The organism is Acinetobacter sp. SFB, assembly GCF_001647545.1.
GTDB lineage: Bacteria > Pseudomonadota > Gammaproteobacteria > Pseudomonadales > Moraxellaceae > Acinetobacter.
Window position 1 is genome coordinate 80,081 of record NZ_LSZH01000018.1, and the last position, 20,168, is coordinate 100,248.

Below are 20,168 nucleotides of genomic sequence, written 5' to 3' on the forward strand. Positions count from 1 at the left end.
TTAATGATCACTCTTATTATTTTCTGATGTATTTAAGCTGTTTTTATGTGTTGTGATAAAAGTAGAAAGACGAATAATTTTTTTAAATAAAAATAAAGAAATAATACGAGAAACGAGGTCATTACGAATCTTTCGATAATTTTTCTTAAACCGATTTGGCTTTTTCATAAAAATTTTACGGTCACCGGCAATATTACTTTGCACTTCATCATCATGTTCAAAACAATAGTAATAAGGGATAGTGGTTGATGACTTAAGTAAATAGGTCCAATCATCCAAGTAGGTTAATTTCTTAATTTGTTTTTCGATAAAAAACTGTGCTTTTTCTGGGGTGAGGGAATAGGCATATGCTCCAGTGTAAAGATCTTTCGGTCCAGTCAGATTGAAATATAGATTATCTTCACTGTTAAAACCGCGAATACGCCGACGAGAAGGTTCTGTATTGCCACTTAGAAAGGCAAAATCAGGATTGAGGGTGATTAAGGAAGTTAGCTTTTCTGTAATATGATTAAGATTGACGATGACATCATCTTCTAAAATGATAACGCGGTCATATTCGACATAATCACCTTGTGCTAAACGTTGCCATAACGTCATGTGGCTTAAAAAGCAGCCGAATTCGCTAGGTCCTAATGCATGTTCACATTGTCCTGAAATTTTTCTTCTGAGATCTAAAAAAACGATGTATTCAGGCGGAAGTTCTTTTCCATACACTCCTTCAAAAAACTGAAAATCAATTTGAATATCGGATACAGCTTGTTTGAGGGCTTGTATTTGATGAGATATGTTGTCTTGTCTTGCTTTGCTATCTTTTAAAGATATGCATAAGATTAAGATTTTCTTCATGTAGATATTCAAAAAATAATTATAGCTGCCGCTATTCTATAAGTTTTGCCACTAAAATTAAACTAAATAGCTGCTAACTAAAGTCTTGATTTTATTTATTCAATCTTTGATTACTCTCCATTATATTCTTGTATATCTCTAATTTTTTTCACTAAAAAAACGAAGGAATTAAATTAACGATGTTGTTAAAATTTATATCTATCGTAGAGTTATCTTCTACAATAAAGTAGGAACCAAGAATAAAAAGTAATAGAATGCGGTTCTTAGCTTTAAACAAATATGCTTTTTATCAATATTAAGGTCACTAAAGCACTATGAAGTATTTAATCACTGGCGGCGCAGGCTTTATTGGTTCTGCGGTTATTCGATATATTATTCAAAATACTCGAAATGAAGTACTTAATATTGATAAATTGACCTATGCAGGTAATTTGGAATCTTTATCTGAAGTTGAGCAAAGTCCACGCTATTACTTTAATCAAGTCGATATTTGTGATGCGGTTGCTTTGGATGATGCAATAACAGATTTTCAACCCGATGTGATAATGCATTTAGCGGCTGAATCTCATGTAGATCGATCGATCGATGGTCCAGCAGCATTTATTCAAACCAATATTGTGGGAACCTATACCCTTTTAGAAGCTACTCGAAAATATTGGTTAGCCTTAGATGAAGAAAAAAAGCAGAGTTTCCGCTTTCATCATATCTCTACCGATGAGGTTTATGGTGATTTAGAAGGAACCACGGATTTATTTACCGAAAAAACCTCCTACCAACCAAGTTCACCTTATTCTGCAAGTAAAGCCAGTTCAGACCATCTGGTTCGGGCATGGTATAGAACCTATGGTCTACCGACGATCGTGACCAATTGTTCAAATAATTATGGCTCCTACCATTTTCCAGAAAAACTGATCCCTCTGGTAATTTTGAACGCTTTAGAAGGTAAAGCATTGCCGATTTATGGAAATGGCCAACAAGTACGCGATTGGTTGTTTGTTGAAGATCATGCGCGTGCCTTATATACGGTAGCTACCCAAGGTCAAGTCGGGGAAACTTATAATATTGGTGGTCATAATGAAAAACAAAATATTGAAGTAGTCAGAACCATTTGCCAAATATTAGATGAGCTTCAGCCACGAAGTGATGAACAGTCATATGCATCTTTAATTACCTTTGTTCAAGATCGTCCAGGTCATGATCATCGTTATGCGATTGATGCAAGTAAAATAAAAAATGAACTGGGATGGGTACCGCAAGAATCTTTTGAAACAGGCATTCGTCTAACGGTAGAATGGTATTTGAGTCATTTAGACTGGTGTCGTAGAGTTCAAGATGGTAGCTATCAGCGTGAGAGATTAGGGGGTGCATAAATAATGAGTACGAAAGGAATTATTCTCGCAGGTGGGTCAGGTACACGTTTATATCCAATTACCAAGGGAATATCAAAGCAACTGCTGCCTATTTATGATAAGCCGATGATTTATTATCCATTATCAGTTTTGATGTTGGCCAGTATTCGCGAAATTCTTATTATTACTACACCCGCCGATGTGGAAAGTTTTAAGCGTTTACTGGGAGATGGCTCCCTTTTGGGGATTGAGCTAAGTTATGCGGTACAGCCAAGCCCAGATGGTTTGGCACAGGCATTTATAATTGGTGAAGAGTTTATTGGTCAGAGCAATGTATGTTTAGTCCTTGGCGATAATATTTTTTACGGTCAAGGCTTTACCCCTATGCTGAAACAGGCCATTGCTCGTGAAAAAGGTGCAACGGTATTTGGTTATCAAGTCAAAGACCCTGAACGGTTTGGTGTGGTTGAGTTTGATCAAAATAAGTGTGCGATTTCCCTTGAAGAAAAGCCAAAACATCCGAAGTCTAATTTTGCGGTGACTGGCTTATATTTTTATGACAATGACGTTATTCAAATTGCCAAACAGGTGAAGCCATCTGATCGTGGTGAGTTAGAAATTACTACTGTAAATCAGATGTATCTTGAACGTGGTGATTTAAATGTAGAGTTATTGGGTCGTGGTTTTGCATGGCTAGATACGGGTACGCATGAAAGTTTATTAGAAGCAGCACACTTTGTTGAAACCATTGAAAAACGTCAGGGTTATAAGGTTGCGTGTTTGGAAGAAATTGCATTTAACAATGGCTGGCTGACTGCGATACAAGTTTTAGAAATTGGTCAAAGCATGAGTAAAAATGACTACGGTCAATATTTAATTTCGTTGGTAAGTGAATAAAGATGAGTTTAGTTCAGTTAATCGACTTGCCAGATTTAAGTGACCATCGTGGTGGCTTGATTGCACTGGAGTTGAGTCAATCCATTCCATTTGAATTAAAACGTATCTATTACATTTTTAAGACTATTGATAACCAGGCTCGTGGTTTCCATGCACATAAAAATTTAAAACAAGTGGCGATCTGCCTACACGGAAGCTGTAAGTTTATTTTGGATAATGGTTATCAAAAAGAAGAAGTGGTTCTGTCTTCACCTGCACAAGGCTTATTGATTGAAAGCTTGATGTGGCGTGAAATGCATGATTTTTCAGATGATTGTGTATTACTTGTGCTTGCAAGTGAACACTATGATGAATCAGATTATATTCGTGATTATGCTGATTTTATCAAAGTGGCCCATAAACCCTTTATCCACCCTTTGGCTGATGTGCAAAGTTCTCAAATAGGTGAAGATAGTCGTGTTTGGCAATATAGCGTGATCCTAGCACAAGCCACCATTGGGAAAAACTGTAATATTTGCGCCCATACACTTATCGAGAATGATGTGGTTATTGGTGACAATGTAACTGTGAAATCGGGTGTCTTTATTTGGGATGGGATTACCGTTCAGGATAATGTATTTATTGGTCCCAATGTTACATTTACTAATGATAAGCATCCACGTTCTAAACAATATCCTGATGAGTTTTTAAGAACAATCATTGAGGAAGGGGCGAGTATTGGTGCAAATGCCACTATCCTGCCCGGTATTAGAATTGGAAAAAATGCCATGGTTGGCGCAGGCGCGGTTGTGACAAAAGATGTGCCTGAAAATGCAATTGTTGTAGGTAATCCCGCTACTGTAAAAGGTTTTATAGAAGAATGATCCCATTTTTAGACTTAAAAAAAGTAAATCAACAATATCAAGATGAATTAAAAGCAGCATGTAATCGTGTGATTGATTCGGGTTGGTATATTGGTGGTCAAGAACTCGGAACATTTGAACAAAATTTTGCAACTTATTGCGGTACAAAGTTTGCGATTGGCGTTGCAAATGGACTGGATGCACTTATTTTGATACTTCGTGCATGGAAAGAGTTAGGCAAGTTACAAGATGGGGATGAGGTCATTGTTCCTGCGAATACTTATATAGCAAGTATTTTGGCTATTACCGCAAATAATTTAAAAGCTGTATTGGTTGAACCTGACAGCAAGAGTTTAAATATTTCTGTAGAAGCGCTTGAGCAAGCTATTACACTGAAGACGAAAGCGATCCTAGCCGTACATTTGTATGGACAGCTAGCAGATATGCCAAAAATTATGCAGATTGCTAAACAATACAATTTATTGGTAATAGAAGATTCAGCACAAGCTCATGGTGCTGAAATAGACGGTATTCGTGCTGGGAATTGGGGTGATGCTTCTGGTTTTAGCTTCTATCCAGGGAAAAACCTGGGTGCCTTAGGGGATGCTGGGGCAGTAACAACTAATGATATTGAATTGGCAAATATGTTGAAAGCCTTGAGAAATTATGGCTCGCATGAAAAATATAAAAATTTGGTTCCTGGAGTAAATAGCCGTTTAGATGAGATACAGGCCGCAATGCTGGATGTAAAATTGACCTATCTGGATCAAGAGACAGCTCATCGTCGTCAGATTGCCAGTTTATATTTATCTAAAATAAAAAATTCATATATCACATTGCCTTTGAGCCAGACTGAAGTACGCGAATATAAGCAACACGTATGGCATTTATTCGTGCTTCAAACTAAATATCGAGATGAACTACAACAGTATTTACTTGAAAATGGCGTGCAAACCTTAATTCATTATCCAATTCCTCCCCATAAGCAACAAGCTTATAAAGAATGGAACGATTTGAGTTTCCCTTTGACTGAAAAAATCCATCAGCAAGTTTTAAGTTTGCCAATGGGGCCGACTCAGACTTTAGAAGAAACAGAAAAGGTTGTTGAGCTATGTAATATTTTTATACCTCAAGGACTAGATTAATGCAGCCATTGGTTTCTGTAATTATTCCTTGTTATAACCATGAAGCTTATATTCAAGATAGTATTCAAAGTATTATTGACCAAACTTATGCCAATATCGAATTAATTGTGATTGATGATGGTTCTAAAGACCAATCAGTTGCTAAAATTAAGGAGATATTAGAGCAGTGTCAAACTCGTTTTGTACGTGTTTATTTTAATACACGGGCGAATAAAGGTTTATGTTCGACATTAAATGAAGCATTAACACATTGTCAGGGAAAATATGTCAGTATCATTGCCTCTGATGATATGATGCTACCGCAGAAAACTCAGATACAAATAGACTATCTAGAATTAAATCCCAATATAACGGGAGTCTTTGGCGGTATAGAGTTAATCGATAAAAATAATCAAATTACGGAACAGCGCGTATCTGAAAAAACAGAATATAGTTTTAATGATATTATTTTAAATCATCATGATTTACCAACTTTAACTCAGATGTTTCATTTAGATGTAATCCAGGAAGTGGGGGGCTATGATGAAAATATTAAAGTTGAAGATTGGTATATGTTGTTAAAATTGACCAAGAATCAAAAAAAATTAATTTATATCCCCACTGTTTTGTGTCAATACCGTATTCATGAAGAAAGTTTTTCGCAAGATGGCTTGAAAATGGCACTTGAGATGAAAAAAGTGATCGCACCGTATAAGAATGAAAAAGTATATCTTGATGCGGAGTTTAAGATTAATCGATTAATTCTAAAATATTATTATAAGAAAAAAAACGTCTTTATTTATTATCCTGTTAAATACTATACATTTTTGAAGTATTGGATCAATAAAATAATTCCATAAACTATTTCATGTCATCGTAACTAAATTATACCAAGTTACTATGACTTAAAATTCAGAACTCATGATCTTATATTTGATAAATATTTTCTTGACCTTCAACTTTACGAAACCGCTTATAAGACCAGATATACTGCTCAGGTGTGACATTAATCATATGTTCTAAATTTTGATTCAAGCTATCCACAGAAGTCTGCAGATCTTTTGATAAAATATTATCCGATAAAGGTAGGCAATGTACATTAAATCCTGATATTTCATCACGGATACAACTGAGTCCAATCACATTACATTGTGTTTTACTGGCCAGTTTTGAAACCAGAGTAGTGGATAAAGTTTTTTGCCCAAAAAAATCTGAATAAATACCGCCTGATTCTTTAGGGAGATGATCAGGTAATATCACGGTCAAGCCACCTTGTTTTAAATGTTTAAAAATCGCACGTACACCATTTTCATCCGTTGGAACAAGAGTCGCATTCACGCGTTGTCTTGCTTCCAAGATAAAACGGTTTATTGCTTTATTTTTATGGGGCTTATACATAATCATGGGGGAGCTATACTGATTAAGCCATGCATTTAAAAGTTCCCAACAGCCAAAATGGGCAACCACCACAATTACGCCCTTTTTATTGGCTAAGGCTTCAGTAAAGTAGTGTTCACCATAAATATTTTTCAACAGCCCCAAATTATATTCAGGCGACATACCCCAACATTTAATCGACTCAATGTAGGTCATACATTGGCTTTTTAAACTGCTTTTGGTTAAAGCTTGATGTTGCTGAACCGTTAAGTGCGGATAAGCCAATAGCAGATTAATCTGGGTAATCCGTTTCATGGATGAATTATAGCTATTGAGGAGGAGTGCAATGCAAGATGCAATCCATTGCAACACACAGAGCGGAAGTAAAGAAACCACTTTAAATAAAAAATACATAGAAACGCACCGCTCTTTATAGCCAAGATCATTATAAAAAGAAAATTTTGGAAAGAGTTTTATTACATCAACGATGCTGCGCCATTTCTAAACCACAGAAAATGAGGTCAAAAGTCTTGAGAACAAAATAAATAAAATCACTGGAAGACGAATTTTATCAGTCCAGGAAAAATATAAAAAGAATGACTAAGGTTTGTCGGCATTGCCTTTTAACACCATATAAATCAAACTCACAAAAATAATGAGCGCTCCACCTAAACTACTTACACAAAAATAGAGAATACGTTGATTAGTATCCATATTGAATAAACCATTGGCCAAGATATAACGCATAAACAACCATTGAGCTATAGCAAATACAATTAACACAAGTGCACGACGACGGACGGCAGGACGCATAGCCATAAAGTTGCTCACCACAAAGCAGAAATAGGCAGTTATTATGCCATTCTCAAGTCTTGATCTCAATGCAATAAAAAACCCTGCACAAGCAGGGTTTTTTATCACTGAATTAAAGTATTAATCTTCTACTTTAACTTCCGCTTTAGGTTTTTCACGTAAACGAATGCCTAAGTCACGCAATTGATTTAGTTCAACTGGCGCAGGCGCTTGAGTCAATGGACATTCAGCAGTCTTGGTTTTAGGGAACGCAATCACTTCACGAATTGAAGTCGCGCCAGTCATTAACATGACTAAACGGTCAAGACCAAATGCCAAACCACCATGCGGAGGTGCACCGAATTTCAAGGCATTTAACAAGAAGCTAAATTTCTCTTCCGCTTCTTCTTCAGAAATACCCAAAGCTTCAAAAATAGCTTTTTGCATTTCTAAGTTGAAGATACGTAGTGAACCGCCACCCACTTCAGTACCGTTTAATACCATGTCGTAAGCAACAGACAATGCAGCACCTGGGTTATTCTTCACTTCTTCAACGCTTGATTTAGGCAGCGTGAATGGGTGATGTACAGAGGTCCATTTACCGTCATCAGTTTCTTCAAACATTGGGAAGTCAACCACCCAAAGCGGTGCCCATTCGCAAGTTGACATTTTCATGTCGTGACCGATTTTGATACGTAATGCACCCATCGCATCGTTCACAACTTTGGCTTTATCTGCACCGAAGAAGACGATGTCGCCATTTTCAGCGCCAACACGTTTCAATAAATCAAGCACGATTGGCTCGATAAATTTAACGATTGGAGATTGAAGGCCTTCAATGCCTTTTTCAAGTTCGTTGACTTTGATGTAAGCCAAACCTTTCGCGCCATAAATGCCAACGAATTTAGTGTATTCGTCGATCTGGCTACGTGGAAGTGAACCTGCACCCGGTACGCGAAGCGCAACAATACGACCTTTAGGATCTTTAGCAGGACCTGCAAATACTTTGAACTCAACGTCTTGCATCATGTCTGCAACGTCAACCAGTTTCAAAGGAATACGCATATCCGGTTTGTCAGAGGCATAGTCACGCATAGCGTCTGCATAAGTCATACGCGGGAATTTGTCGAATTCAACGTTAAGAAGCTCTTTGAACATCTTGATCGTTAACGTTTCCATCAAATCCATAATGTCATCGTCACTCATGAACGATGTTTCAACATCGATCTGGGTGAATTCTGGTTGACGATCGGCACGCAGGTCTTCATCACGGAAACATTTTGCGATTTGGTAGTAACGATCAATACCACCCACCATCAACAATTGTTTGAATAATTGTGGTGATTGTGGAAGGGCATAGAAACTACCGTTCGACACACGACTTGGCACTAGATAGTCACGTGCACCTTCTGGGGTTGCACGTGTCAAGATCGGAGTTTCAACATCCAAGAAACCATTTTCTTCGAAGTAGTTACGAATAAGGTTGGTGAGTTTAGAACGGAAACGTAAACGATCAATCATTTCAGGACGACGAATATCAAGGAAGCGATATTTCAAACGTACTTCTTCAGAAATATTGGTGTTTTCGTCATTCAATGGGAAAGGAGGTGTTTCAGAAGCAGCTAGAACTTCGATGTCTTTGGCTAGAACTTCGATTTGACCGCTGATCATGTTGGCATTTTCTGTGCCTTCATAACGACGACGCACACGACCTGTAATTTTTAATACGAATTCAGAACGTACTTTGTCAGCAGTCGAGAATGCTTCGGGAGTATCTGGATCAATCACGACTTGAACAAGACCGTCACGGTCACGCATGTCAAGGAAGATCACACCACCGTGGTCACGGCGACGGTGTACCCAACCGCATAATGTTACGGTTTGGTCAATTTGGGCTTCGGTTAAAGTACCGCAGTAATGAGTTCGCATCATAGCGTAAAAAATCCAACTATATGGGTTAAGGTCAGCGTATACGTAAACAGCGTACCGCTTTTGAATAGTGAATTATGCCTCTTTGAGGATTTTGTCACAAGAACTAGATCAAGAATCACCACAATTTCAATGCTGAGATTGCCTGATCGGGATAATATGCTTTAACTTTTGATGGTTTATTTATTTAGACGATGATTTTTGTCTAATATTAAAAAGAGAACACAGCCCAGACTAAATACAATTAAAAATGCACTGGCAAATTGATTGACGGATCGGCCAATAAATGAATATAGGTCAATTGACCCTAGAGTTGATCCAAGAGTCTGTAAAAATTGCAGATAATAATAAGCAGCAGTGAGCAATGAAATCAGCACAATGCATAAAGCAGAAATTTTTATTTTGCTGGAAATCGGTTTTAACTGCCTATATTTAAAATAATAGTGGATTCCCATCCAGAGCATAAATGGCAAAGCCAGGATTGAGGTGCCAATCTGTAATACCCGGTGCATCGGATAGATGTGGTTTAACAATGAAACCGGTCGATTCAAAAAATGATCAAAGGCAAATGTTCTAAAATCTGAATGGGTCAGTCCGTCCCAAATTAAATGGCTAGAAATCCCAACAATTAAAGCCATAATCACACTGAGAATAAATCCCATCATTTTATCGAAAGAATCACAATCCAGTGGCTTTGTTATTCCGATCCATCGAAAAATCACTGGTCGATACAGAGCATACCACAGCAAGCAAAAACCTAAACCAATCAACAGATTTGGGAAAATTAAACCTTGCCATTGATGCGCTATTTCATAGCTTTCAGAAGTAAATAGGCGGTAAAGGTCAGGTGTCATACTGCCAATGGCCAGGGCCGAAATGGGCAAGCGGTAGCCGGTGAGTTTGGCAAGAGGCGGAGCCAAAACAGCATGTGAGATCGTAAAGGGCATATTTAAAGAGGTGACTGAAGAGGGTTAAAACAATGTGAAGCACCATAGCAAATTATTAAAAGTAATATGTTTGAGAAAGCAGTTGTTTTGTAAAAAAATGATAAATACCGATGCCTTAAAATGAGAGGTATTTTTGATTAATTGGAAGATCGATATTGCAAAAATAATGAAATGTTATACTATAACATTATTCAGAAATTGCAGCTTTGAGCCAGTTCCATGTCCTTTCATAAGAATTTAATTACACTCTCTATTTTTGCCGCCATCACACCTGCTGTTTTTGCAGAGGACTCGAGTCAAAACCAACAATTAGAAACGATCAAGTTACAAGCGCATCCTTTGGTGCAGTCTGCTGCAGATTTTGCAGTGGCCGATCAGGTGATTGATCACAAAAAGCTTGCCCAAGGTGGAGTGACCATTGGGGATGCATTAGCGGGTGAACTGGGAGTCTCTTCAAACCAGTATGGTGCTGGTTCAAGCCGTCCAGTGATCCGTGGACAAGATGGTCCACGCGTGAAAATTTTACAACATGCTTCTGAAACGGCCGATGTCTCCACCCTTTCACCGGATCATGCGGTAACGGTGGATCCTATTTTGGCCAAGCAGGTGGAGATCATTCGCGGACCATCGACTTTACTGTATAGCGCAGGCACTGTTGGTGGATTGGTCAATGTGACCGACAATAAAATTCCGACCCAAATGCCGGAAAAAGGGTATGAAGGGCAAGTCGGTTTACGCTACAACTCGGGCAGTGATGAAAAATTAGCCAGTGCCGGGGCGACCGTGGCTTTAAGCGATCAAGTGGCTTTACGTGTTGAAGGTTCAAAACGTGATGCCAATAACTATATTGCTCCGAATTATATTCATGAAGGTGAAAAAGAACGTCGTGTAGACAATACCTTTGCAAAAGGCGAAACGGTGAATGTGGGGTTGTCTTGGATTCATGATCGAGGCTTCAGCGGTATTTCATATAGCAATCGTCAGGATCAGTATGGTTTGCCCGGACATAGCCATGAATATGAAGACTGTCATCCGCATGGCAATAACTTGCATTGTGGTGACCATGACGACCATATGCTGGACCACAATGGACATGATCATGATGAAGAGCATGAGCACGCTGCTGGGCCGTGGGTCGATTTAAAATCAGAGCGCTATGATTTTCGTACCGAACTGAATAATCCTTTTGCCGGTTTTCAAAAACTGCGCGCCCATGCCAGTTATACCGACTATAAGCATGATGAAATTGAAGAAAACTCAGTCATGACCAATTTTAAAAGTCAGGGCTATGATGCACGATTGGAACTGGTGCATAACCCTGTTGCCAATTGGGAAGGGGTAATCGGTGCTCAATATAACCAGCAAAAGCTCGATATTACGGGCGAAGAATCTTTGCTGGATCCGACTAAAACTCAAAAGTGGAGCCTGTTTACTTTAGAGCATAAGCAGTTTAACGATGTTCATGTTGAGCTGGGTGCACGTCTGGATCAGCAAAAAATTGCAATTGATTCCAATAAGAAAGATTTTGATGATTACGGTTTTTCCTATTCTGGCGCTGTGAACTGGGAGTTTGCACCGAGCTATAAATTATCGCTGGTTGGTTCTCACCAAGAACGTCTGCCTTTGGCGCAAGAACTGTATGCCAATGGCAAACATTTCGCGACCAATACTTATGAGCGTGGCAATGAAAATTTAAGTGCAGAAAAATCTAATAATCTTGAGCTTGGCTTGCATTATGAAAATGGTCCTTTGGATTACCATGTACATGTCTATCACAACTGGTTTGATAATTACATTTATGCAGATACCACGGCATACTACAAAGATTTCCGCTTGGTGGATTACACCCAAGATAAAGCCAAGTTTTATGGTACAGAAGCCCAAGCCTCTTATACCTTAAACGATACTTATAAAGTGGGGGTGTTCGGTGATTATGTCCGTGGCAAAATTGACGGTGAAAATGCACCCCGTGTTCCGGCAGGTCGACTCGGTACCAAAGTCGATGCGAATTTTGATGACCACTGGTCGGGTCTGGCCGAGTATTACCATGTGTTTAATCAGGACGAAATCACCAGTTATGAGCAGGAAAGCGCTGCTTATAATATGCTGAATCTGGGTGTCTCTTATGCTGGACAATATGCTAAAAATAACGATTACCGTGTGTATTTTAAAGCCAATAACTTGCTGGATGAACAGGTCTATTCACATGCTTCATTCCTGTCGAATATTCCGCAAGTCGGACGTAACTTTAGCGTCGGTTTAGAGTTTGGTTTCTAGGCAAAAGTTGGATTAGATGAATTTGTTCAAGATATAGTCACAGAAATCCTCTTGAAAAATAAAGCAATAAAACCTAGTCTGATACCATTGGACTAGGTTTTTTGTTATGCGCATTTTTCAACGAATTCATCAGAAACTGCATTGGTCACGCCGCCATTATGTGAGCGTGATCGTCGGTTTATTGGCTTTGGGATATCTCTCCTCTGCAATTTATCATACCTATAAACCTTTGCCAGAAGGCTTGAATTTTACCGGTAAGTTGCGGCATGCCGAGGTAAAGTTTTTAGCAGATCAAACCTATATTGATGCAAGTGGCAAACAGCAACAAAACCATCATATTTTTAATGAAATGTTAAAAATGATTGATGATGCGCAAAGCACAATTGTACTGGACATGTTTTTATTTAATAAAGAAGTCGGGGAATCGAGCTTGGTACATCGTCCACTGACGCAACAGCTCACTGATGCCTTAATTGCAAAACGCGGTGTTCAGCCCAATATTGACATTAAAGTCATTACCGACCCGATTAATTCCGTTTATGGCGGTGTTGCACCAGCACATTATCGTCAGTTACGTGCAGCCGGTATTGATGTGATTGAAACCGATTTAAGACCGTTACGCGCATCTAATCCTTTATGGTCGGGTTTCTGGTATCTCTGCTGTCAGGATGCGGGCAATAATTCTGAAAAAGGCTGGCTTGCCAATCCATTTGGCCATGAAAAAATCACTTTGCGCAGTTATTTCAGTCTGTTTAATTTTAAGGCCAATCATCGTAAAACTCTGGTCGTCGATACGGCTCAGGGCTGGAAGGCTTTAGTCACGTCTGCAAACCCGCATGATGGCAGTTCACGTCATTCCAACGTCGCATTGGTGGTTTCAGGCAATACTGCCATTGATGTATTAAAGACCGAACAGGCTGTGGGACGAATGTCCAAAGGCGACATTCCGATGGTAATTGTTGGTGAGTTTGAAGGCGAAAAATCGTTGCCGCAAGTTCAGGTGCTGACTGAAAAAGCCATTTTTGATGAAACGATAAAACTGATTGAAACAGCCAAGCCACAACAGCAGATTGATCTGGCGATGTTCTATTTGTCTGAACGTCATATTGTAAAAGCTTTGATAGCAGCGCATGAACGTGGGGTAAAACTGCGTGTGTTACTCGATCCCAATAAAGATGCTTTTGGTCGTCAAAAGAATGGCATTCCCAACCGCCAAGTGGCTTCTGAATTGAACGCTGCAGGTGTGCCTGTACGCTGGTGTAATACCCAAGGGGAGCAGTGTCACAGCAAGATAATTGTGAAGCGAGATACACAGAACTCGGAATTGATTTTAGGTTCCGCGAATTTCACCGCACGCAATCTTAAAAATTATAATCTGGAAACCGATTTGCATGTTGTGGGTGCATTAAAAGCGCCAGTCTTTACCGATGCCAAGCAATATTTTGAGAGCGCCTGGTCAAATCTGGACGGTAAAAATATGAGTGTCGATTACAGTCAGTATGCAGATGAATCGAAATTCAAATATGGCATTTATCGCTTTATGGAGTGGAGTGGGTTGTCTACGTTTTAAATCAGTTTCATCTCCTTGCGGAATATATTCCTTATCCAGAGGAGGAATATATTCCCTCTCTTTTTTTAGAAGAGAGCTAGGGAAAGGTGAATAAAAAAATTATAAGGGATTTGGTGGAATTAATTTATCCAGATCGGCATCTTTCATTTTATCAAGTTCTTTTAAGTCCGTCTTGATTGTCCACTGACTTTCATCTTCAATCGGTTGCGGTAAACGTGCTTCTAACCAGTCACAGACCACATCGGGTGAAAAGTCAGGATGATTGCATTGAATCACCCAAGCCAAAAATTCTTTCGCTTCACCGTTCATATACGGCGGTGGTGAAACAGGCAAAAACTGGGTTGGAAGACGTTCATTCTTGGAAATGTAATTCAACACATGACCCAATTCCTGAACAGTTTGCCATGCAAGCGGGTGTTCCACATTGATTTGAAATTTAAACCACCATGCATGTTGACCATCTGAACCATAAGCATCAATCAATGCTTCTTGTACGCTCGGTACTTTGCAAAAAAATTGATGGAGGCGGTCAAAACTTAAATCAGCCACTCTGTTTGATCCAATAACAAAAAAGAATATCTTAGCATAAACATAACAACTGCCTAGATGCACTAAAGCATCCAATTACCCGATGATTTAATTTACAAAACATTGCGCTAGATGGTTTTTTATTCATTTTTTATCCTAAACTAGGGACTAAAATAGGCTTTATAAACTATATACGATGTATGTCGTTCGGAGGCTCTGATGAAAATAGCAGTTATTTGTGCTCTTGGGGGCATGGTGCTCTTGGGGGCTTCTGCGACTACGCAAGCGGAAAATCAATGGTCTAATTATCGCGGTGTGGAGACCAACAAGTATCAACACCGGCCTAATTATCCGCAAAATAACTATCCACAGCAGCATCCTGCCTATCCACAAAATAGTTATCCCTATAATAATTACCCGCAAAATCGCCCCAATTACCCGCATTATCCATCACGTCCCCCACATGGTGGATATCCGCCGATACAAAATGGCCTAAGTATTCAATATCAGGCGCCAACGACGATTACCCAGAATTCACAAAGTTATAGTTGGGTAAATGGCGATCCGAATACAACACGGATTGAAAGTTCAAACTATACTTTAATCAACGATTGGCGCCGTATAGGCTTACCTGCTCCGCCGAATGGAACGTACTGGATCTTTGAAAATGGGCGTTATGTGTTAGTACCGAATCGTTAAAATAAAGATTAAAAAAGCAGGCGGAGGCCTGCTTTTATTTTGTCTTTATATTCAAATTGGAATTTAGCCTGTCCCTTGCGAACTCAGAATATATTCTGATGATTCTCATCTCCAACAAGGAAAGGGAATGAAAGGACATTAGGCCAACTCGTCATCTTGTGGACGTGGCGTTTTACCTTCTGGTAATGAATTCTCACTATGTTTGTCACGAATCACCGATGGATAGGTCCAAGACGCATAACGCACCACCAAAATTGCAAACGCCATAATCAGAATTGAACCGGTAATAATCAGCAGATCCATATCTGCTTTATGGTCGTGCTGAATATCTGAAATGAGCAAGCGAGTGAGTGCTGTAATGGCAATATAAATCAGAAAACGAACAGGCATATGATTGGTTTTAAAATAAATACCCACCATGGCACCCAGTTCAAGATAGATAAAAAGCAGCAGAATATCGTCAATGGTGGCGAATTGTTTTACAGTTAAAATGTGGAATACGGTATGACCTGCAGACCAGATCACCATACAGCCAATAATAAACAGCGAAATATAATGAAAACTTTCTACAGCCCTATTTCCGAAACGGTCGAGGAGGGTTTCAATTCTTTCAACTTTAGCATCACGTTTTTGCATGCTCTACCTCCTTTATATTAGATCAGTATTCGTGTGAAACTGCTATTAAACAGTATGCAAGTTTCATGCACATTGAAAGTTAAAAAATTGAAAGTTATAAATAATTCAATGGAGTGTGTTTTTTTTATACCGAATTGATATATTGTAGGGGTGGTTATTCATTAATCAGGGAAACGAAAATGTTAGAAACAATTCAAACAAAAATTAATAGTCTACAAAATGGAAAAAAACTCATTCTAGGTTCGGGTATTAAAGTTGATGAAATGCAGAAGGTGATTGCATTATGTGAAAACTTACAATCCGAGGGAGTGATTAAAATTGTGAAAATTCATCAAGATGCACAAAGCAGTAAAAAAATCTCAGATTCCATCATTGTTGAAAAGATCTGATTTATTTTGATAAAAAACGCCTGACAATGCAGGCGTTTTTTATTGCATTTAAATTAAGACTGGTTGGTAAAGTAATCTTCACTAAAGTTCATGATCACTTCCGAACCTGCTTTTACTTTGGTAATGCGTAGTGCAAGTTCAGGCAAAATACGTTGCGCAAAGTATTGAGCAAGCGACACCTTGTTTTGATAGAATTCACCATCTTTGGCTTTCGCCGCATTGGCAATTTTTGCGAACATGTAAGAGAAGCTTAAAAGACCTACGACATGTAGGTAATCTACCGCAGCAGAGTTCGGGAATTCAATATTTTCACGCGCTGCTTCAATCACGTATTGAGTTACCGATTCAACTTCAGTGGCTGCATCTAATGTTGCATCTTTAATGAAGTTAAGATCTGCATCTAAACTATTTGCGAAGTCACGGATTTCCTGAATATATTCAGCAATAAATTCACCATTACATTTAATGGTTTTACGACCAATCAAATCTTGCGATTGAACACCGTTGGTGCCTTCGTAAATTTGTGCAATACGTAAGTCACGTACGCATTGTTCCATACCCCATTCACGAATGTAACCATGTCCACCAAATACCATTTGCGCATCAATCACGGCATCAAAAGCCGTATCGGTTAAATAGGCTTTTGCAATTGGGGTAAGTAGGGCAACGCGATTATTGGCAGCTTTTACAGCTTCAGGATCGGTAGAGAACTTGGTGATATCCAGTTGTTGACCGACATAAACTGCGAAAGCACGTGATGCTTCATTGTTGGCACGGGCATTGAGCAACATGCGACGTACATCACCATGGACCAAAATACTGTCCGCTGCTTTAGCTGGAGATTTCACGCCAGATGCACTACGACCCTGAATACGATCAGTCGCATATTGTGCAGCATTTTGGTAAGCAAATTCAGAAGCGCCCAGACCTTGAATTCCCATGGATAGACGTTCGTAGTTCATCATGACGAACATTGCAGCCAAGCCTTCGTTTTCTTTACCCACGAGGTAACCTTTGGCACCGTCGAAGTTCATAACACACGTTGCAGAGGCTTTAATCCCCATTTTGTGTTCAATTGAACCTGGACCTGCATGATTACGCTCACCTAGTGAACCATCTTCATTCATCAGGAACTTCGGTACAATGAACAACGAAATCCCGCGTGAACCTGCAGGTGCATCCGGGGTTTTTGCCAAAACCAAGTGAATGATGTTTTCAGCTAAATCGTGGTCACCGCCAGTAATAAAGATTTTAGTACCCGTGATGTTATAGGTACCATCTTCAGTACGTTCAGCTTTGGTTTTGATAATGCCTAGATCAGTCCCTGCATGTGGCTCAGTTAAGCACATGGTGCCTGACCATTCGCCAGAATAAATTTTAGGTAAATAGGTTTGTTTTTGCTCTTGAGATGCATAGCTGTTAAGCGCCATACCTGCACCGACAGAAAGAAGCGGGTAGAGCAGGAATGATGGATTGGTTGCGAACAGCATTTCATCTGCAAGCACAGTCAGCATTTTAGGCATGCCTTGACCGCCCCATTCTTCGTCTGCACCTAAGCCGATCCAGCCACCATCTGCATATTGTTTGAATGCTTCCTTAAAGCCCGCAGGCGTGGTTACATTGCCATTTTCAATTTTAGCGCCTTCTTCATCACCGCTACGGTTAATCGGTAAAGTGACGTTTTGTGCAAATTTCGCCATTTCTTCAAGAATAGCTTCAGCTGTTGCAGCATCGACGTGGGCAAGGTTTTCATTGGCTTGCCAGAATTGCTCTGCATTAAAAACATCATTCAGGATGAATTTCATGTCTGCAAGCGGTGCATTATAAATTGGCATAAGGTGTTACCTGTTTATTGTTTGAGTCAGTTCGGTTTAGTTGAGTCTAAGCGATGAAAAGTATTGTTGTTAGACGACTAAAGATTAATTTTTGCATCTTTTATAAAGAAAAAGGACTGCCAAATCAATGACCGTCCTTCTCCTGTTGATCAAGTTAAAACTTGATATAAATTAAAATGCGAAATGTTCAGCATCTAAAGCAAGTAATGGGTCTACACCACCTGCAATCACGTCTACGTGTGAACGTACGCGTGGAAGGATTTTTTTGAAGTAGAAACGCGCAGTGGTTACTTTAGCGTTGTAGAAGTCAACTTCAGTGGTACCTGCAGCAAGCGTTTCTTGAGCGAGAAGCGCCATACGAGCCCATAGATAAGCGAGGGTTACATAACCCGAGAAGTACAGGTAATCCACCGCAGCTGCACCGACTTCATCCGGATTTTGCATTGCACGCATACCAATTTGCATGGTCAAGTCGCCCCACTCTTTATTTAGAGCAGCAAGCGGTTCAATAAATTCTTTCATTGCAGCATTGTCTTTGTTTGCTTCAGCAAATTTGTGGATGATCTTGGTGAAGTCTTTCAACATTGCACCTTGAGTACCCAAAACTTTACGGCCTAACAAGTCAAGCGCCTGAATTTCAGTCGTTCCTTCGTAAAGACATGCAATACGTGTATCACGAACAATCTGTTCCATGCCATGTTCAGAAATGAAGCCATGACCACCGAATACCTGTACACCATGTTTTGCAGATTCAGAACCTGTTTCAGTCAAGAATGCTTTAGCAATCGGGGTAAGAAGAGACAACAGGTTGTCCGCAGATTTGCGTTCTTCTTCAGTGGTAGCGTGTTCAACCACATCGGAATATTGAGCTAACAGGTAAACCAGTGCACGACCACTTTCTGCATATGCTTTTTGAGTTAAAAGCATGTTACGCACAGCAGGGTGAACAATAATCGGATCAGCTTCTTTTTCTGGCGCTTTAACACCTGAAAGTGAACGCATCGCCAAACGATCTTTGGCATAGGCAAGGGCACCTTGGAAAGATGCTTCAGATGCAGCAAGACCTTGTACAGCAGTACCAATACGGGCACTGTTCATAAAGGTGAACATACAGTTTAGGCCACGATTTTCAGGACCAATCAAGAAGCCTTGAGCTTTATCAAAGTTGATTACACACGTTGCGTTACCATGGATCCCCATTTTGTGTTCGATTGAACCACAACGTACAGGATTACGTTCACCCATTGAACCATCTGCATTTACAATGAATTTAGGAACAATGAATAACGAGATGCCTTTCGTGCCTTTTGGTGCGCCAGGAAGGCGAGCAAGAACGATATGGATGATGTTATCCGCCATGTCGTGTTCACCAGCAGAGATAAAGATTTTCTCGCCAGAGATTGCATAGCTGCCATCAGCATTTGGTTCAGCTTTGGTACGGGTAATACCCAGGTCAGAACCTGCATGAGATTCAGTCAAGCACATGGTGCCTGTCCATTCACCTGAAACAAGTTTAGGCAGGTAAGTGTCTTTTTGTTCTTGAGAACCGTGGTGTTCCAAAGTACGTACCGCACCATGGGAAAGACCCGGATACATGCCCCAAGACCAGTTTGCAGTACCGACCATTTCAGAAATGGTAATGCCTAAAGAATTCGGTAAAGCTTGACCGCCATATTGCTCTTCAGCAGATAACGATGGAAAGCCAAGTTCGATATATTTTTTATATGCTTCTTTAAAGCCGGTAGGCGTTGTTACAACACCGTCATTCCAAGTACAACCTTCACGGTCGCCCACTTGGTTAAGAGGAGAAAGTTCATTTTCACAGAAGTCAGCAGCAGCTTCTAAATATTGATCAACCAACTCACGGCTTACGGTTTCTTGAAATGCAGGGAGTTTTGCATAATGTTCTTCAGAATTTAGTAATTCATGGAGAACGAATTGCATATCACGTAAGGGCGCTTTGTATTGTGGCATATCGGTTTCCTCAATACTGGTTTAACCAGCTTATAATCCTAATCAACATTTGAACGTGCCTTCTATGACACGTATTTGTATGGCTTAATCGTGCAACATCTTCTGGGTTGGTACAAGCGTTTACATGCTTTTTCTTAGTGACTGTAAAGTCAAAGAT

Annotated in this window: 18 protein-coding genes; 9 read left to right on the forward strand and 9 right to left on the reverse strand. The window is 39.7% G+C overall.

Translation table 11 applies throughout. The features are described from left to right. Entirely contained in the window at window positions 1-846 is an 846-nt protein-coding gene (locus AY606_RS15375) for a glycosyltransferase family 25 protein (protein WP_067870564.1), read from the reverse strand. Window positions 847-1,160: 314 nt separating this feature from the next. On the opposite strand from AY606_RS15375, the gene rfbB reads away from it, so the two are divergent. From rfbB to AY606_RS15400, 5 genes are read left to right on the forward strand one after another with little or no spacing between them, the layout of a single operon-like run. Beyond that, window positions 1,161-2,216: a dTDP-glucose 4,6-dehydratase gene (gene rfbB, locus AY606_RS15380; RefSeq protein WP_067870567.1), complete on the forward strand. Its 1,056-nt coding sequence runs from the start codon at window positions 1,161-1,163 to the stop codon at window positions 2,214-2,216. A 3-nt stretch (window positions 2,217-2,219) separates the two neighbouring features. Next, entirely contained in the window at window positions 2,220-3,092 is an 873-nt protein-coding gene (gene rfbA / locus AY606_RS15385; RefSeq protein ID WP_067870569.1) for a glucose-1-phosphate thymidylyltransferase RfbA, read from the forward strand. Window positions 3,093-3,094: 2 nt separating this feature from the next. Continuing rightward, window positions 3,095-3,955, forward strand: a complete 861-nt coding sequence (locus tag AY606_RS16010; RefSeq protein WP_081408426.1) for a WxcM-like domain-containing protein — start codon at window positions 3,095-3,097, stop codon at window positions 3,953-3,955. Beyond that, window positions 3,952-5,079: a DegT/DnrJ/EryC1/StrS family aminotransferase gene (locus AY606_RS15395; RefSeq protein WP_067870572.1), complete on the forward strand. Its 1,128-nt coding sequence runs from the start codon at window positions 3,952-3,954 to the stop codon at window positions 5,077-5,079. The genes AY606_RS16010 and AY606_RS15395 overlap by 4 nt, the downstream gene beginning before the upstream one ends. After that, a complete protein-coding gene (locus tag AY606_RS15400) occupies window positions 5,079-5,918 on the forward strand; it encodes a glycosyltransferase family 2 protein (protein WP_067870574.1) in 840 nt (279 codons plus the stop codon). Before AY606_RS15395 ends, AY606_RS15400 begins: the two co-directional genes overlap by 1 nt. 67 nt (window positions 5,919-5,985) lie before the next feature. Here the strand turns inward: AY606_RS15400 and AY606_RS15405 are convergent, their stop codons facing one another. The 4 genes from AY606_RS15405 to AY606_RS15420 all read right to left on the reverse strand — a co-directional run bounded on the left by AY606_RS15405 (window position 5,986) and on the right by AY606_RS15420 (window position 10,103). Beyond that, window positions 5,986-6,849 carry a lysophospholipid acyltransferase family protein gene (locus AY606_RS15405; RefSeq protein WP_067870576.1) on the reverse strand — a complete coding sequence of 288 codons (864 nt, stop codon included), beginning with the start codon at window positions 6,847-6,849 and terminating at the stop codon, window positions 5,986-5,988. Between the two features lie 186 nt (window positions 6,850-7,035). Next, a complete protein-coding gene (locus AY606_RS15410) occupies window positions 7,036-7,254 on the reverse strand; it encodes a hypothetical protein (protein ID WP_067870578.1) in 219 nt (72 codons plus the stop codon). 114 nt (window positions 7,255-7,368) lie between these two features. Next, complete coding sequence (aspS, locus tag AY606_RS15415) at window positions 7,369-9,159, reverse strand: aspartate--tRNA ligase (protein ID WP_067870580.1); 1,791 nt, start codon at window positions 9,157-9,159, stop codon at window positions 7,369-7,371. A 176-nt stretch (window positions 9,160-9,335) separates the two neighbouring features. Continuing rightward, entirely contained in the window at window positions 9,336-10,103 is a 768-nt protein-coding gene (locus AY606_RS15420) for a DUF4184 family protein (RefSeq protein WP_067870582.1), read from the reverse strand. Window positions 10,104-10,322: 219 nt separating this feature from the next. Here AY606_RS15420 and znuD point away from each other — a divergent pair, with 219 nt between their 5' ends. Beyond that, window positions 10,323-12,380, forward strand: a complete 2,058-nt coding sequence (gene znuD, locus AY606_RS15425; protein WP_067870584.1) for a zinc piracy TonB-dependent receptor ZnuD — start codon at window positions 10,323-10,325, stop codon at window positions 12,378-12,380. Window positions 12,381-12,486: 106 nt separating this feature from the next. Then, the gene (locus AY606_RS15430; protein WP_067870586.1) at window positions 12,487-13,950 is read left to right on the forward strand and encodes a phospholipase D family protein; all 1,464 of its coding nucleotides are present in this window, start codon (window positions 12,487-12,489) and stop codon (window positions 13,948-13,950) included. A 99-nt stretch (window positions 13,951-14,049) separates the two neighbouring features. On the opposite strand, the gene AY606_RS15435 is transcribed toward AY606_RS15430, so the two are convergent. Then, on the reverse strand, window positions 14,050-14,499 hold the full coding sequence (locus tag AY606_RS15435; protein ID WP_067870588.1) for a hypothetical protein: 450 nt from the start codon (window positions 14,497-14,499) through the stop codon (window positions 14,050-14,052). A 198-nt stretch (window positions 14,500-14,697) separates the two neighbouring features. Here AY606_RS15435 and AY606_RS15440 point away from each other — a divergent pair, with 198 nt between their 5' ends. Beyond that, window positions 14,698-15,177 carry an RcnB family protein gene (locus AY606_RS15440; RefSeq protein ID WP_067870590.1) on the forward strand — a complete coding sequence of 160 codons (480 nt, stop codon included), beginning with the start codon at window positions 14,698-14,700 and terminating at the stop codon, window positions 15,175-15,177. A 138-nt stretch (window positions 15,178-15,315) separates the two neighbouring features. Here the strand turns inward: AY606_RS15440 and AY606_RS15445 are convergent, their stop codons facing one another. Next, window positions 15,316-15,813 (reverse strand): phosphate-starvation-inducible protein PsiE, encoded by a 498-nt coding sequence (locus AY606_RS15445; protein ID WP_067870591.1) that lies wholly within the window; start codon window positions 15,811-15,813, stop codon window positions 15,316-15,318. A gap of 179 nt (window positions 15,814-15,992) precedes the next feature. Here AY606_RS15445 and AY606_RS15450 point away from each other — a divergent pair, with 179 nt between their 5' ends. Continuing rightward, the gene (locus AY606_RS15450) at window positions 15,993-16,202 is read left to right on the forward strand and encodes a hypothetical protein (protein WP_067870592.1); all 210 of its coding nucleotides are present in this window, start codon (window positions 15,993-15,995) and stop codon (window positions 16,200-16,202) included. A 53-nt stretch (window positions 16,203-16,255) separates the two neighbouring features. On the opposite strand, the gene AY606_RS15455 is transcribed toward AY606_RS15450, so the two are convergent. Together AY606_RS15455 and AY606_RS15460 are read right to left on the reverse strand one after the other, a co-directional pair. Then, the gene (locus AY606_RS15455; RefSeq protein WP_067870594.1) at window positions 16,256-18,037 is read right to left on the reverse strand and encodes an acyl-CoA dehydrogenase C-terminal domain-containing protein; all 1,782 of its coding nucleotides are present in this window, start codon (window positions 18,035-18,037) and stop codon (window positions 16,256-16,258) included. A gap of 171 nt (window positions 18,038-18,208) precedes the next feature. Beyond that, window positions 18,209-20,011 carry an acyl-CoA dehydrogenase C-terminal domain-containing protein gene (locus AY606_RS15460; RefSeq protein ID WP_067870595.1) on the reverse strand — a complete coding sequence of 601 codons (1,803 nt, stop codon included), beginning with the start codon at window positions 20,009-20,011 and terminating at the stop codon, window positions 18,209-18,211. Window positions 20,012-20,168 lie beyond the last annotated feature (157 nt).

What these genes read in the sequence shown, in the direction of transcription:
- rfbB (WP_067870567.1), top strand. Translation starts at nt 1,161, where the DNA reads ATGAAGTATTTAATCACTGGCGGCGCAGGCTTTATTGGTTCTGCGGTT.
- AY606_RS15420 (WP_067870582.1), bottom strand. Translation starts at nt 10,103, where the DNA reads ATGCCCTTTACGATCTCACATGCTGTTTTGGCTCCGCCTCTTGCCAAA.
- AY606_RS15410 (WP_067870578.1), bottom strand. Translation starts at nt 7,254, where the DNA reads ATGGCTATGCGTCCTGCCGTCCGTCGTCGTGCACTTGTGTTAATTGTA.
- AY606_RS15405 (WP_067870576.1), bottom strand. Translation starts at nt 6,849, where the DNA reads ATGTATTTTTTATTTAAAGTGGTTTCTTTACTTCCGCTCTGTGTGTTG.
- AY606_RS15430 (WP_067870586.1), top strand. Translation starts at nt 12,487, where the DNA reads ATGCGCATTTTTCAACGAATTCATCAGAAACTGCATTGGTCACGCCGC.
- AY606_RS15455 (WP_067870594.1), bottom strand. Translation starts at nt 18,037, where the DNA reads ATGCCAATTTATAATGCACCGCTTGCAGACATGAAATTCATCCTGAAT.
- AY606_RS15400 (WP_067870574.1), top strand. Translation starts at nt 5,079, where the DNA reads ATGCAGCCATTGGTTTCTGTAATTATTCCTTGTTATAACCATGAAGCT.
- aspS (WP_067870580.1), bottom strand. Translation starts at nt 9,159, where the DNA reads ATGATGCGAACTCATTACTGCGGTACTTTAACCGAAGCCCAAATTGAC.
- AY606_RS15450 (WP_067870592.1), top strand. Translation starts at nt 15,993, where the DNA reads ATGTTAGAAACAATTCAAACAAAAATTAATAGTCTACAAAATGGAAAA.
- AY606_RS15440 (WP_067870590.1), top strand. Translation starts at nt 14,698, where the DNA reads ATGAAAATAGCAGTTATTTGTGCTCTTGGGGGCATGGTGCTCTTGGGG.
- AY606_RS16010 (WP_081408426.1), top strand. Translation starts at nt 3,095, where the DNA reads ATGAGTTTAGTTCAGTTAATCGACTTGCCAGATTTAAGTGACCATCGT.
- znuD (WP_067870584.1), top strand. Translation starts at nt 10,323, where the DNA reads ATGTCCTTTCATAAGAATTTAATTACACTCTCTATTTTTGCCGCCATC.
- rfbA (WP_067870569.1), top strand. Translation starts at nt 2,220, where the DNA reads ATGAGTACGAAAGGAATTATTCTCGCAGGTGGGTCAGGTACACGTTTA.
- AY606_RS15395 (WP_067870572.1), top strand. Translation starts at nt 3,952, where the DNA reads ATGATCCCATTTTTAGACTTAAAAAAAGTAAATCAACAATATCAAGAT.
- AY606_RS15460 (WP_067870595.1), bottom strand. Translation starts at nt 20,011, where the DNA reads ATGCCACAATACAAAGCGCCCTTACGTGATATGCAATTCGTTCTCCAT.
- AY606_RS15445 (WP_067870591.1), bottom strand. Translation starts at nt 15,813, where the DNA reads ATGCAAAAACGTGATGCTAAAGTTGAAAGAATTGAAACCCTCCTCGAC.
- AY606_RS15375 (WP_067870564.1), bottom strand. Translation starts at nt 846, where the DNA reads ATGAAGAAAATCTTAATCTTATGCATATCTTTAAAAGATAGCAAAGCA.